At 39.7% G+C, this 15,717-nt stretch carries 8 protein-coding genes; 2 read left to right on the top strand and 6 right to left on the bottom strand.

What is annotated here, in order from left to right; translation table 11 throughout:
• Positions 1 to 3: 3 nt before the first annotated feature.
• Complete coding sequence (locus tag DK207_RS05610; protein ID WP_109440313.1) at positions 4 to 978, bottom strand: ion transporter; 975 nt, start codon at positions 976 to 978, stop codon at positions 4 to 6.
• Between the two features lie 268 nt (positions 979 to 1,246).
• On the opposite strand from DK207_RS05610, the gene DK207_RS05605 reads away from it, so the two are divergent.
• Complete coding sequence (locus tag DK207_RS05605; RefSeq protein WP_109440312.1) at positions 1,247 to 2,704, top strand: DASS family sodium-coupled anion symporter; 1,458 nt, start codon at positions 1,247 to 1,249, stop codon at positions 2,702 to 2,704.
• Positions 2,705 to 2,853: 149 nt separating this feature from the next.
• Here the strand turns inward: DK207_RS05605 and DK207_RS05600 are convergent, their stop codons facing one another.
• The 5 genes from DK207_RS05600 to DK207_RS05580 all read right to left on the bottom strand — a co-directional run bounded on the left by DK207_RS05600 (position 2,854) and on the right by DK207_RS05580 (position 14,229).
• Positions 2,854 to 3,435, bottom strand: coding sequence for a hypothetical protein (locus DK207_RS05600; protein WP_109440311.1), 582 nt, complete (start codon positions 3,433 to 3,435; stop codon positions 2,854 to 2,856).
• A gap of 115 nt (positions 3,436 to 3,550) precedes the next feature.
• Positions 3,551 to 6,190: a bifunctional aconitate hydratase 2/2-methylisocitrate dehydratase gene (locus DK207_RS05595; protein WP_109440310.1), complete on the bottom strand. Its 2,640-nt coding sequence runs from the start codon at positions 6,188 to 6,190 to the stop codon at positions 3,551 to 3,553.
• Positions 6,191 to 6,449: 259 nt separating this feature from the next.
• Positions 6,450 to 6,836, bottom strand: a complete 387-nt coding sequence (locus DK207_RS05590; protein WP_171293633.1) for a hypothetical protein — start codon at positions 6,834 to 6,836, stop codon at positions 6,450 to 6,452.
• Between the two features lie 130 nt (positions 6,837 to 6,966).
• The gene (locus DK207_RS05585; protein WP_109440309.1) at positions 6,967 to 11,475 is read right to left on the bottom strand and encodes a translocation/assembly module TamB domain-containing protein; all 4,509 of its coding nucleotides are present in this window, start codon (positions 11,473 to 11,475) and stop codon (positions 6,967 to 6,969) included.
• Positions 11,476 to 11,523: 48 nt separating this feature from the next.
• Complete coding sequence (locus tag DK207_RS05580; protein ID WP_109440308.1) at positions 11,524 to 14,229, bottom strand: autotransporter assembly complex protein TamA; 2,706 nt, start codon at positions 14,227 to 14,229, stop codon at positions 11,524 to 11,526.
• A 163-nt stretch (positions 14,230 to 14,392) separates the two neighbouring features.
• Here DK207_RS05580 and DK207_RS05575 point away from each other — a divergent pair, with 163 nt between their 5' ends.
• Positions 14,393 to 15,715, top strand: coding sequence for an MFS transporter (locus DK207_RS05575; protein ID WP_109440307.1), 1,323 nt, complete (start codon positions 14,393 to 14,395; stop codon positions 15,713 to 15,715).
• Positions 15,716 to 15,717 lie beyond the last annotated feature (2 nt).

The raw sequence follows: 15,717 nt of genomic DNA, 5'->3' as shown, positions 1-15,717 counted from the left end.
AATTTACTCAGATAATTTCTCTCCGCAATGGGGACAAAAACTTTTTTGTTTATGCTGGGTGGCCTGCTCTTGTTCCTCTAAAATTTTTTCCTTCACCAATTGCATAATCACTTCATGGGTTTGCTCTTTAGGTAATCCTACTTTTAAGCGAATATTCTCAATTTCACGTTGATCATGTAACAAGTCAATTCCTTTTGCTTGTAAAGCTTCACGGAACTCTTGTTCTAGTTTTTGATTACGCAAGTTTAATTCATTGGCTAAACCTGAAGCCAAAATACCTGCTGGAAGCGCTGCAATCCCCACCCCAAGAATAGTAATCATCGCCCCTAAAAACTTGCCAATATGGGTTACAGGCGTTACATCACCATATCCGACCGTCGTTAACGTCACCACCGCCCACCACATTGCTTTCGGTATTGAACTAAACTCTTCTGGTTGAGCTTGATTCTCAACTACATACATACCTGATGCCGTCATTACAATCATGATAATTAAAATAAAAACAACAGCTTGAAAAGAACCTTTTTCTCGATGAATCACGCGTAGTAATATCTGCAACGATACGAAATAACGCGTCAATTTGAGCAATCGTAATAAGCGTAAAATTCTGAGGACACGTAAATCAATCGTGACGAAGAAATTGAGATACGCAGGAAGGATTGCAAGCAAGTCAATGATTGCGCCACCACTTTTCATCCAAGCAAAACGTTGCTGCCAAGCGGGGGATTGTGGATCTTTTTCCGCAATACTCCATACTCTCAATAAATATTCGATCGAAAAAATTACGATCGAAATATTCTCAAACGTTTCAAATAACATTTGATTTGGATAAAAAATCGAATCGATTGATTCCAGCATGACAGCTGTAGCATTTGCCACAATCAAAAATATCAGAAAGTAGTTAACGCCTCGACTAAAAGTAGTTTGATAGTCATCATCATGCAGTGTGCAATACACGAAACGTCTTAGTTGTGTCATACCGTACTTATAATTTTATCAAGCAAGTTCAAAATGTAGCATGTTAGATCCATATTTAATAAAAATTTCTATCGCTCTTGCTATATTCCACAACTATCTCAAAAATATGGCGATTGATTGAGCTATCACACAAGCAATCAACAAAATTCTCTTTGAATTATCAATCTCTAGTCATCAATAATTATGACTTAACGGTTAATTCTTTAAAGATTCATTCATAAAGAACTATAAATTTGATTAAACCCATGACAACAAGGGGAAACATCCCATGGGATTCAAAACTCTCCCTACACTTATTGCTATATCTCTTGCTCTCATTATTTGGTTCATTATTCCTGTGCCAACTGGTGTCGAACCTGAAGCGTGGCATTTATTGGCTATGTTTGTTGGTGTTATTGCTGCCATCATTGGTAAGGCAATGCCAATCGGTGCAATCGCTATTATTGCTATTACCTTAGTTGCGGTGACAGGTGTCACCAACGACAGTCCAACTGGCGCAATTCAAGATGCGCTTAGCAGCTTTGCTAATCCATTGATTTGGTTGATTGGTATTTCAATCATGATCTCTAAAGGGTTGCAGAAAACAGGACTTGGTGCTCGCTTAGGCTATTTATTTATTGCAGTATGGGGCAAAAAAACTATCGGTATCGGTTATAGCATGGTGCTATCTGAGCTTATAATTGCGCCTGTCACCCCAAGTAATACGGCTCGTGGCGGTGGGATAATTCATCCGATCGTTCGCGCAATTTCAACCAGTTATGACTCAGATCCCGCGAAAGGCACTGAAGCGCATATGGGAAAATATTTAGCGTTGGTGAGCTATCACGCTAACCCCATCACATCAGCCATGTTTATTACTGCTACTGCCCCTAACCCGTTAGTAGTGGATCTGGTCGCAAAAGCAACCAATAGTGAAATCTCGTTAAGTTGGAGTACATGGGCACTGGCGATGTTCATTCCTGGACTGATTGCATTAATCGTGATGCCATTAATTATTTACTGGATGTATCCACCAGAAGTAAAACAAACACCGAATGCAACTCAGTTTGCAAAAGACAAATTAAAAGCCATGGGCGCAATTAGTCCCCATGAAATTATTATGCTTGTGGTATTTGGTATCTTGCTTCTATTGTGGGCGGGTGTGCCTGCCATGATTTTTGGGGCATCTTGGGTAGTTGACCCAACCACTACGGCGTTCATAGGCTTGGCTTTATTGCTACTTACAGGTGTTTTAACCTGGGAAGATATCCTAACGCAAAAAAGTGCATGGGATACGATTACTTGGTTCGCTGCCTTGGTAATGATGGCGACTTATTTAAATAAGCTTGGCTTAATTGCATGGTTCTCAGGTGTACTCGAAAATAGCATTGGCTCTCTAGGTTTAAGCTGGATGCCTGCATGTTTATTATTGATGCTTGCTTATCTATATGCTCATTATATGTTTGCAAGTACGACCGCCCATATCACGGCAATGTTTGCTGCATTTTATACTGCGGGTATTGCGCTTGGTGCACCGCCTATGTTGTTTGCCTTAATGATGGCCGCTGCTTCTAGCATCATGATGACCTTAACCCATTATGCAACAGGTACATCCCCTGTTGTATTTGGTTCGGGTTACACTACACTCGGTGAATGGTGGAAAGCTGGCTTTGTCATGAGTGTCGTCAATATCATCATCTTTGTGGTGATTGGCGGACTGTGGTGGAAAGTGTTGGGTTATTGGTGATTTAAATTGAGGAACATTCTATGCGAATAGGAATGTTCCTCTCTAACTTAAATAAGGATTATTACCTATAAGCTCACGATAGTCATCGTAAGAGTATTCATTTTTATCCAACAAAACAAAATCATGTCTAAATGTCGCAAACAACTACCTTACTCTGAATAATAATTTTCTCTATTAATTAAATCGTTCCATTCCTTATGACTATATAGTTTAAGATTATTTAGTTGAGTACCCACCAACAAAAAACGATCATCCCATGTAAGAACTTCCCTACCATCTTCTAGTTTTCTTTCTGAAAATTTTGGACAAATATTTACATCAAAATGCATCATACCTATGTCAAGTAGATGCTTTACCTCTCTAGGATTTTCAGGAAGAGAATGGAATACAGGAATAACTTCTATTAACCTACAGGCAATTTGATGTGGCTCATAATGCAAATCATCCAAATACCATTTCTGATCAGTACCTTTCCATATATATGCATCTGAACCATTTTGCTCGATTAACAATGTCTCCGTAATAGCATTCGGATCTTGATACCAAACGATAAATTCTAGACTTTTAGTGGGTATAATTGAAAAGGTTGGAAGTTTTAGATAAGGATATGCTTTTAATATCTTAGAAAATAATTGTTGGATTGAGGTTTTTAACTCTTCAAGGTTTTGTTCTTTATAAAAAATATTTTCTAACTCAAGAATATTGTCTTTTAAATTTAAAATGCTTTTCATTTTATAAAAATAAGGGCTGATTACTCAGCCCTTATTTTAGCTTTTTGCTCAAACAAAGCATAGCTTTGTTCTTGCGCTAGGGAAAAGCCTTTCGGCTTTTCTTAATCCTAGCTCATTAAGTCAATTGAGCAGCTTGGATTTTCTTCGTATCTACTTGATCAGCTTCTTTGGTGTATTCACCCATTTGATCGAAGTTCAAGTATTTGTAGATGTCAGCAGAAGCGCTGTCGATTTGCGACGCGTACTGTTGATATTCTTCTGGGCTTGGTAATTTACCAAGAACCGCAGCTACAGATGCAAGCTCAGCAGAAGCTAAGTAAACGTTTGCACCTTGACCTAAACGGTTCGGGAAGTTACGAGTAGATGTAGATACACATGTCGTGTTCGGTGCTACACGTGCTTGGTTACCCATACACAATGAACAACCAGGCATCTCAGTACGCGCACCAGCACGACCATAGATGTTGTACATGCCTTCTTCCATCAATTGGTGCTCGTCCATACGCGTTGGTGGAGCCAACCATAAACGAGTAGATAATGAACCGCTTGGTACTTTATCTAACAATTGACCCGCTGCACGGAAGTGACCAATGTTCGTCATACAAGAACCGATGAATACTTCATCAATTTTGTCGCCTTGAACGTCAGAAAGAAGTTTTGCATCATCTGGATCGTTCGGGCAGCAAAGAATTGGTTCTTTGATGTCAGCAAGATCGATTTCATATACTTTTGTATATTCAGCATCAGCATCAGCTTTTAACAAGCTTGGGTTGTCTAACCACTTCTGCATGTTTTCAGCACGACGAGCAAGTGTACGCGCATCTCCATAACCTTCAGCGATCATCCACTTCAACATAGTGATGTTAGAACGTAAGTATTCAGCAACTTTCTCTTCAGAAAGAGTGATAGAACAGCCAGCAGCAGAACGTTCAGCAGAAGCGTCAGAAAGCTCGAATGCTTGCTCAACAGTCAAGTCATTTTCCATTTCTGTTAAATCGATCTCAAGGATACGACCAGAGAAGATGTTTTTCTTACCTTTCTTCTCTACAGTTAAGTCACCCGCTTGAATCGCGTAATAAGGAATCGCATGTACAAGGTCACGTAAAGTGATACCAGGCTGCATTTTGCCTTTGAACTTAACAAGTACAGACTCAGGCATATCAAGTGGCATAACGCCAGTTGCCGCTGCGAATGCAACAAGACCAGAACCCGCTGGGAATGAAATACCGATTGGGAAACGAGTATGTGAGTCACCACCAGTACCTACTGTATCTGGAAGTAACATACGGTTTAACCAAGAGTGGATAATACCGTCACCTGGACGTAAAGATACACCACCACGGTTCATGATGAAGTCAGGTAATGTATGGTGAGTTGTTACGTCAACTGGTTTTGGATACGCAGCTGTGTGACAGAAAGACTGCATCACTAAATCAGATGAGAAGCCCAAGCACGCTAAGTCTTTTAACTCGTCACGAGTCATAGGACCAGTTGTATCTTGAGAACCAACAGTCGTCATCTTAGGTTCACAGTAAGTTCCAGGACGGATACCTTGACCTTCAGGAAGACCACATGCACGACCTACCATCTTCTGAGCTTGTGTGAAGCCTTTACCAGTGTCAGCAGGTTGTACTGGCGTACGGAATAAAGCAGAAGGCTCAAGACCTAATTCTTCACGTGCTTTCGCAGTTAAACCACGACCAATGATCAAGTTAATACGACCACCAGCACGTACTTCGTCTAAAAGTACAGGTGTTTTAAGTTCAGATTCAGCGATTTGAGCGCCGTCTTTAAACGCTGTAACTTTTGCAGCAGCATGATCAATTTTCAATACAACTTCGTCGCCCATGTTCATGTTAGCAACGTCGATTTCTACAGGTAAAGCACCTGCATCTTCCATTGTATTGAAGAAAATTGGCGCGATTTTAGAACCTAAGCACACACCACCATCTTTTTTGTTTGGAATGTGTGGAAGTTCATCACCGAAGAACCAAAGTACAGAGTTAGTTGCAGATTTACGAGAAGAACCTGTACCAACAACATCACCCACGTAAGCAACTTGGTTGCCTTTCGCGATCAATTCTTTGATTTGGTTTAATGGACCAACTTCACCTGGTTTTTCAGGGTTGATACCATCACGCTCATTTTTAAGCATTGCATTTGCGTGTAATGGGATGTCTGGACGGCTCCAAGCATCTTGTGCTGGAGATAAGTCATCCGTATTGGTCTCACCCGTTACTTTGAATACAGTAATTTTGATTTCTTCTGGAACATCTGGACGGCTTGTAAACCATTCAGCATCAGCCCATGATTGCAATACTGCTTTTGCATTTACATTGCCAGCTTTTGCTTTATCAGCAACATCATGGAATGCATCAAATACAAGTAGAGTCTTTTTAAGTGCTTCAGCAGCTAAACTACCAAGTTCAGCATTATCTAAAAGTTCAACTAGCGGTGCTACGTTATAACCACCAAGCATCGTACCAAGTAAGTAAACGGCACGCTCTTTAGTTACAAGTGGAGAGGTCGCTTCGCCTTTAGCAATCGCAGCTAAGAAAGCAGCTTTTACATAAGCAGCTTGGTCAACACCAGCTGGAACACGGTTTTCAAGCAAGTCAACTAAATATGCTTCTTCACCTGCTGGTGGATTTTTTAATAATGCAACTAGTTCAGCAGTTTGAGCATCATCAAGTGGCTTCGGTGGGACTCCGAGTGCGGCACGTTCTTCAACGTGTTGGCGGTAAGCTTCTAGCACAGTGTTATTCCTCTTCTTTAAAAAATTACTAGTAAGTTCCAGCTTTCTACAAGCTTTACAAGTAATATGGACAGCAAAATTTTACTAGACTTCGCAATAAAAGTTAATGCAACTGCCGTATATCTACGTGATGACCATTATTTTATAGCGAAATGTTGCACCCTTTTAAATACCGCTTTGGTATTAGATCAAATTCCAGTAAAACAATAAATTAGACACATAAAAAAAGACAACTGGTGTTGCCTTTTCAGTAAATACATTAAAATGATTTATAGTTTGGCAGTTCATCGTGTGGTGTCGCTAAACACTGATCTGTGAACTTTTGCTTCATTTCATCACGGATTGCATCTGGATCTGACTTCAGTCGATCAACTGGAATATCATACACTTCATCGATGATTTGCAAGATAAATGTATGAATCGTCTTATCTTCAATTTTTCCCGCATGTTCAATTGCTCGTTGTTTCTCAATTGCATTTTGACGATCCAATGTAATCGAACGCGCTGCATTCCCTACACTCACACAAAAGCCATGCCATTTTTCTTCTGGCGTTAAGGGCTTTTTGTCTGCACATCCAACCAAGACCAAACCTATTGCAATCAACAAAACTCTTTTCATCATCATACTGCGATTAATTTGATGCACACATCATACTGAAAGCTACTTATTTTGCAAAATGAAGTCTTGAAAATAGCTTTGTTCGTAATAAAAACATACAAATCACTGATATAAAAAACCTGCCTTATTTGCATAAAGCAGGTTGTTTATTCAAGACTTAGAATCGCCAGTTATAGAACACATCAATCGCCCGTTCTAATGATTGACTCGCTTCCAAATATAAACGGCGATTCATTTGGTAGCGTAATGTCAATTTATTTACAGGTGTAAAGACACCAACACCATAACGAATAAACAGATCTGGTGTGATATAGCCTGTTAAACTCACCTGCGTATCATCACCTGTTCCTTGGGCATCAAGTGCCAATCCACTTAATCCAAAAGTTCGCCCAATCTGATTGGTTAATGCACGTGTTCCGCCCAAGCCCATACTGATACCTGCCGCAGCAATCGTATTATTAACATCAGATTTAAATCCTTCAGTGTTGCTTAAACCACTACCACCTTCATTAATACGTCCAGTTAATAAGGCATTCAATGCTTCCTGTTCAGACAAACCTGCATCATTGTAAATTTGAACATTTGGTACGGTCGCTGTACCCGCTACACGCACGCCCACCATACTGCCTTGCACCGATTTATTGGCATCTATATCTAGTGTTGGGTTTGCCAGCGGTCCATTAAAACGTGCAATTGCACGATTCAGATCCAAACTTTGACCATATGCTTCAATTTTTACTCTCTGACTCACACCAATTGCACCATTTGCACGCATAGCAGTTTCTAAACCACGTTGCGATAAATGTAATCGCCCAACCAAAGGAATATTACTTTCAAAACCTTGGAAAATGACTTGGTTTCCTAAAGTAACAGTCATGTCGGCACGAATATCCCACGGTTTTGCGGCTCTCAATGTCGCAAGTAAATCTTGACCTTGATGAACCACTCGTACATCAGGCGAAACATTCACAACTGTTGCCGTCGTTTCAGGCATTGAGATTCTTGCACGTGGTACGTCTACAGTTCCTTTCAAACTTAAACGTTGATCAAATGGATAGACATCCAAACTCAGATCAGGGTGTACAATCGCAGTGACCATTGGTGCTTGACGAATCAATAAATTATCACCTTTTAAAGTCAGGGATAAATGTGGGTTATCTTTCCAATCAAAACGGCCTTTTATTCGCCCAACACCTTGTCCACTATTAAATGCACCATCAATACTTGCGGTATCCTGACGAATAGAAGAATAAAGCTGTATATTGGTGAGATTGACAGGCAATGAAATCATGCTTATTGCGCCATTTTTCAAACGCATTTCGCCTGTAAATTGAGGCTGTGTGAGTGTGCCATTGATTTTACCCGCTAGTGCTAAAGTCCCAGCCATCGAACGTACATCTTTGATAAATGGCTTAAAGACCTTAAGTTGGACATCATCAAAAGCAATCTCTCCACGCATCGGCATATTGGTTTGGAATGGATCAATTACCACGTTGGCATAACCTGTGCCAATATCAGGTGTTTTCATATCCACACGGAATAACAAACCATCACTGATGCTTTTCGCAATCAGGCTTAACTCATCATACGTTACAGTGGTTGCTGGATCTTGAGGGTCTTCGGCTGCTAACCCAATTTCACCTTTGCGCGTTACTAAACGTGAATCTAACTTAGGTCGAGTGCCTTTTGCCCATGATGCTTTTGCATAGCCATTTAATTGACCTGTAACAGCTATACCTTCAGGCATAAACGCGGCAAAATCTTTTAAATCCAGATCCTTGGTTATAAATGAGAAATTGCCTTTTTCTGGACTAATTCTCGCAGGTTGGTCTAAACAAAGCTGACTCTCAGCACTTTGCCAACAATGCTGTCCAACGTATAACTCTGTCCGTGCTTTGGTATAAATCACAGGAGTATTTTGGTTTTGCGCCAAACTCACACGCTGTGAACTAAATTTGCCTTTTTGGATTTGCCCTAACCAATCATTGTTTTGATTAAATCCACCTGCAAGCTGAACATAGAAATTGGTTCGTGTATTTTTAGTTTCGAGTTTTAATAAATGCGCTCTGCGTGTACCTGTTAAATTGAGCGTTGCATTTTCTAAATGACGATTACCGCTCCGCAGTTGATCAATAGTTGCGGTCATTTGTGTTGGCTTTGTTTCAGACGTAGGTAACTCGCCTTGAATGCGCAAAGATTTAATACTCGCCAAATCATTAAAGCCAAAACCATCTACAGCAAGGTTTGCAGTCGCACTAAGACGGGGTTGCGACTGAACATTTAAGCTACCGTAAGCGCGTCCACGCAACCCAGGATATAACTCATATAAAGCAGGTGCATTGATTTTAAAGCGTAAGCTTTGAGCATTGCCCGTCGCTTGCAACTGATTCTGACCATAGACAAAGAACAAATCATTTGCTTCAAATTGCTGTGGTAGAAAACCAGTTTGATTTGAATCCAATAACAAAGACAGATTGCCTCGACCGCGTATCGGTCTATTATTTAAAAACCCTGCCGCGTTGAGCTGACGAATATCAATACGTTTAACTTGATCAGACCACACACCTTGAGTTTTAACATGCCCAGAGACTTCACCTTTTAAACTTGAAACGAAATACTGTGGCTTGAAGCGAACCAAGGATGTCTCCAAGTTCCAGCCTATCTTGTCTTTTAAATCCACTGTGCCTGTGGCAAATAATTTACCTGCAACGCCATCATGTTTTAATTCATTAATTTTTAAATGGGTTGGTGTACCCGTAATATTAACTTTTAATAAGCCATTTCCTTGGTTCAAAGCATTTAATGAACCATCATATTCAACAGCAAAACTCTTAAAACCACCTCCAGTCTGCACGTCGTCAAAGGTTAATGCAGTGGTCGCCTTACCTTGTAAGGCTATCGTTTCTTTTTGATTTGCTTGAGCCAACTGACCTTGTAAATCGATACGTTCGAACTGAATAATTTGTTGGTTTGGTTTAGCAAAACCCGTAGCGCGTATTTCCCCGTTTAATACGTTCACTGGAGCCGCTACAGCAATCGTCTGAGGGTTAAAATCTTTCGCTTTAAGTTGAGCTTGCCAAGACAGTTGTTGTTTATCGGTAGGAAGTTTAACCTTCGCCTGACCATCGAGACGACCTTTTTCGGCCACATAGCTAAAGTTTTCAACATTTAAAAGATTATTTTTTAAATCAATGCGCGCGTCATATTTTCCAGCAGGTAAAAGCCCTTGTTCATGTGGACGTACCGTAGTATCGACATAAATATCTTGTTGGTCATCTTTTAACGTAATATTGGTATGACCCTCAGCACTGCTTAGCCATCCAATATAAGGCACTGCACGATCGATACCTTGCCAAGCTACATCTAATAGCATCGGTTCTGATTTATTATTTTTCTTTTGCGCCTGATTCACTTTGACTTGCCATGTTTCGTATTTATCGAAAGCAAGTTGCGCATTGACTGACATCCCATTTTTCAACTCACCCGTTGAACTAATATTTGCATCCAAGCTAGGCGGTAGGAAGTCTTGAGCAATCTGTGGCAAAGTTTCATTTTTTGCATTTAAGCGATCTAAACGACCTTTCAAATCCCATGAAACATGATTTCTCCAATTGACGAGACCGTTCAAACTGACAGACCCGCCCATCAACTGACCATTAAAGTCCTGAATATTGAGTTGATCAGTAAGGTCGGTTTCCATCAGCGCATTATATTGTCCCTCTGGAATCTGTTCGCCTTTCAAATCCGTATCTAAACTCAAAGAAAGTTTTTTCGTATTTCCTTTAAATCTTGCAATACCATCTTTGGCAAAAAGCTTTTGCTCTTTTAAAATAGGTAAATGATAATTTTTAAAGAACAATTCACCTTGCATCGGCACTTGAGCACGTACAGGATGAAGTACTGCCCATCCTGAAAGCATATCTGGTGTGCGTGTCGCTACGCCAACTCTTAATGTGTCAAGACTACCTGTCGCCACCACTTTGATGGTTTGAATGTCAATACTATTTAATGCGGGAATGATAAGGTCGCCTTTTGCATTTAAAGGATATTTACCATTGAAATCAATTTGACCAGTTGCATCTTTAACTGCCAAATACCCCATATCCATGCGAGAGTCTTCAAATTTGAGTTTAGTATCAGACCAAAGTGCATCTTTTAAATAAATATCATCAAAATTGATTTTTGAAGTACTGGTTTGAATTTCTAAATGATCTAATGAAGCTTCATCAACACGTAAAACAAATGGTAATTTGATCGGTTTAAATCCAAATGGCTCATCAGAGGATGGTTTTTTGTTAATAACCCGAAGATTGGCAACATCAGCATGATTTAAATGTATTTCTTTTTTTAAAATTGCTCGCCATCCTAAGGTAACATCAGCTCGATCAAGAGAAACATCAACCTCATTCAACTGCACCAGAATATTTTTAAGAATAATACCTCTTAATAAATTTCCACCTTCATATTCATAATGAATAATTTTTTGGCTTTGTAGAACACGATCCAAGAGAAAGCGGCTTCCCTTGTCTGTCGACATCATGACGAGTATAGAACTGACCAATAACAAAAGGATGATCAACACCATCAGCAAAATACTTCGAAGAATATGCCGTTCCCGTTTTGGACCTGTTGAAGGTGTTTGTTGCTGTTCTACTTCTTCCGTCATAATCAACCCGAAATCGTTTTTCCCATAAAAGGGCTATTAAAAAGTTTTTTAAAGTTGTGGTCCGATAAAAAAGTGTAGTCGAATCGGACGGTTATCATTAGAGATTCCAGATGCCACATCTAAACGAATCGGTCCAATTGGCGATCTCCAACGTATACCCACCCCCACACTATATTCAGTCGGGTTACTAAATTGTTTATCAAAAGCATTACCAAAATCAGAGAAAACGGCAGCACGCCAACCATCCTTAAATTGATAGTTATACTCTAAAGACCCCACACCCAATGCTTGACCACCGATCTTATAACCATTTTCTTCTGGCGATAAGCTCTTATAATCGAACCCACGGAGTGATTGATCGCCCCCTGTAAAGAAGCGTAAATTATATGGAACCTTATTAAAATCATCCGTAAAGATATAACTTGCATCCCCACGTCCAACAAATTGATGATCGTCGTTTTCACCCAGTGAATAAATAAATCGCCAACCTGCTGTCAAAATCGCCATATTGGCATCTGAAAGAAGCGATTCGGTACCCAGCTCAACCTTGTAAGTCTGTTTAAAGCCTTTGGTCGGATTTAAACGGGTATTCGCATTGGTTTTAGAAATCTCATAACCCAGTAATAAAGACTCTTGTTCAGAGTTTGTGCCTGCCGCCTTAAAGGCATCTGGCAACTCAGAAATATCAACATCACCTTTTTCAGTAAGGCGGTCTAAACGATAGCGCAGACCAAACGTATGTTGCCAATCACCCAGTGGGTTTTTAATTACGCGCTCACCACCAAGAACCGCAGACTCAACTAACAATCCAACATTTGGACCAATATTGTCACGAGTCTCACGTTCATAACCCCCAACAAGGTTAATGTAATCATTCAGGGGATGTTTATAAGGAATACTATAACGACCATCAATAGATTGGCGAATTTCGGAAACTTCCATATTGGCATCAAAAGAGTGACCATGTTTGTTCACAAAAGCACGGCGATACTGGGTACGAATACGAGCCCCTGTATCAGTACCATAACCGACCCCTGTCTCAATTGTATTGAGTCGATCCGCATTCAGAGTTACGACCACAGGAATTTTCTTTTCAAGTCGAGCTTGGTTTTCTAACTCTTGACGCTCGGTCTCCTCATTTTGGACATTTGGCATCGAGCGCGCTAAAGAATATGCTGAGGCTGGCTCACTTCCTGAGAATTGGGACTCATCTACTACATCTTGTGTCACTTCTTCGGCAGAGATTACTTTTTGCCGTGCAATATCTGCTTTTTGTTGAGCACTAAATAGTTGTGACTGCTCAACCCGTTGTTGGTCAACTAAAGTTTGTAAATCAGGCGGTAGATCTAAAGGCGGCTGAATTGCATCAGGTTTAATAGTATCAACCAATGTGTAGTTAAAATAACGTGTATTCGTTAAGTTATTGGCCAATACATTGACACGCCAGAATGCGTAATCATCACCTTCTTTCCATGGAGCTAGGCTATCCAATACTTTCTGCGTGAGCGGTAAAGGTTTACTTGGATCACTCATTTTATACTCAACGGCTTTTAGCTTATAACGCTCACCTGTTTCGTATTTTAAGTTAATTTCTGCGGTCTTTTCTGGTTGACTAATTTTAACATCATGCAATCGCCAATAAGCATCGAAATATCCATTGTCAGAAGCAGCATTACTAATTTTAGTTTTAGTTTCTTCATATCTACCGTGATTAAAAATATCACCTTCGTCTTGTTCTGGAATTAAACGAATAACTTGGAATTGAGGTGCATTTTCCCCTTCGCCGGTAAATTCAATATTTTGTTTATCAATCGTTACAGGCTCATTTGGCTCTACGGTCACTTTCACCCGGCTATCACTTAATTTTTCAAAATTAAAGCGTGCATCATAGTAACCAACAGCTTGAGCGGCTTGACTGGTCAATGATCGAAGCTGCGGTAAAGCCACATTGAAATCTTCAAATGCTTCTTGGGTAAAACTTGAAAGCTTTGCCTTAATGTTGGTGGCCAAGACAGGCGGCGCGCCTGCTACATCAGCACTGATCCGTGGAACTCTTTCTGCACCAAGTAAATTCTCAGGTCTAAAACGATTGAATATACGTTTAAAGAAACCCACCTTTTCTTCTGCTTGCTCAGTTTTTGGTTGCAACTCAGCTAAAGTTCTTCCAGATTCATTTGCCTCAACAATGATTTGGCTATCAGCTTGGATCTCTTGCATTAACCGGTCAATATTTACAGGCGGATTACTGATTTCTGTTAATTCGGATTGTGATACTTCATTTACAACCAGTTCAGGATTTTTAGTTACGTTGTCTCTAGAAGCTAATGCATCGCTTTTGGCTTCTTCTGCAATCTGGAAAATCTCATTTGCCATACTCTGATCAACAGGAATAACAGGGAGATTCTCCAAATTTTCATCCAATTGAATCGGTTTCAGCGTGTCAATTTGATTTGGTGCTTCTTCTTGTTGTTTTAGGACAGCAATACTGTCTTGAGCTGGATTGTAGCTTTGTTGCTCCATTTGGAAAGTATGATATGGAATTTCAGGTGAAGGAATCGATTTCACTTGGTCTTTCATTCGTTCAATTGTCGAATTTTCAACCACAGCCACTACTTCTTCATTTGCGTAAGCTGCTGATATACAATAGCTAATCAAAAAACCACTACAAATAAGTTTAGGAAAGCTCTGCATTTTAAATATTAAATGCATAGAATGAACCAATGTTGTCTGTTTAAACTTAGATTTAGATGGCATGTAGGTCTCTAAACGTACTTTTTTGATTTATCGTTTCTGATCGCTGAAAACAACCTCAAATTGTTGATTTTCATCCAATCAAACATTGAAAGTATCATACATGTATTTCTCAGTATTTTTACAGATCGTCACATTTTTTTATAAAACACAATGAAGTGAACACATGATGAAACAAGATGAACAGTTAATGACATCACGTCGGTTTGCCCCGATGTTCTTCACTCAATTTTTTGGTGCGTTAAACGATAATGTTTATAAACAAGCGCTGCTTTTGGTGATCACCTATGGCTGGATTCAACAACAAAGTGCAGCAGTCAGTACACTCAACAATTTAGCCGCATTACTGTTCATTTTGCCCTATTTCTTTTTCTCCGCCACAGCAGGTCAAGTGGCTGATAAATATGAAAGATCTCAACTGGTTCGCTTTTTAAAACTCCTTGAAATCGTCATCATGATGATCGGAACAGCAGGATTTTTGCTGGGTAATCTATGGCTATTGTTATTTGCTTTGTTTTTGATGGGAACGCATTCGACCTGTTTTGGACCAATTAAATATGCAATTTTACCAGAAATTCTAAAACCACAAGAACTCATGTCTGGAAATGCACTTTTTCAGTCGGGTACATCGATTGCAATCTTGTTCGGTATGATTCTTGGTGGCGCTGTAATTGCCGCTTCTGCAGGTAATTTATTGTGGATTAGTATCACAGTTTTAATTATTGCTTGCTTAGGCTATTTGGCAAGTCGCTTTATCCTTCCGCAGAAAGTTGCTGCACCTGATTTAAAAATTGATTGGAATTTTTTTCGTACCAGTTTTCAAACTATAAAATATGCCAAAAGTATTCCTATTATTTTCACTGTCTTACTTGGAAATTCTTGGTATTGGTTCTATGGTGCGACCTACCTCACTCAAATTCCTCAGCTTACTCAACAGAATCTACATGCCTCTGAAAATGTAGTAAGTCTATTACTCACTTTTTTCTCGGTTGGAATTGGGATTGGTTCATTATTGTGTCGACGTATTGGCGGCGTAGAAATCAATATCAAAATGGTACCGTATGGTGCCATCGGTTTAACCGTGTTTGCATTTTACTTAGCAGCAAGTTTAACTTTTGTACCAGAACGTACAGGTGAGTTACTCAGCTTAAAAGACGTATTCTCTGAAGGTGCTGTCTATTATCATGTTATGTTGGCTGTAACGCTACTCGGTATTAGTGGTGGATTTTACATCGTTCCACTGTATGCCATGATGCAAGCCTACTCACCACGCTCTCATCGCGCGCGTGTTGTCGCTGCAAATAACATATTAAATGCTGTATTTATGGTCTCTTCTGCAATTTTCTCAATTTTAATCTTAAGCATTTTGAAAATTGATATTAAAATCTTATTTAGCATTACTGCTGTTCTCAGTGCCATTTTTTCATTCTGGCTATTAACACGCCTGAAACCATTACTGAAAAATGCGCCTACTACTTTAGAGGATTAATC

Origin of the sequence: Acinetobacter haemolyticus (genome assembly GCF_900406815.1) — a bacterium.
GTDB lineage: Bacteria > Pseudomonadota > Gammaproteobacteria > Pseudomonadales > Moraxellaceae > Acinetobacter > Acinetobacter haemolyticus_A.
The sequence above is the reverse complement of the archived record's forward strand: the minus strand, read 5'-3'. Positions and strand labels throughout refer to the sequence as shown.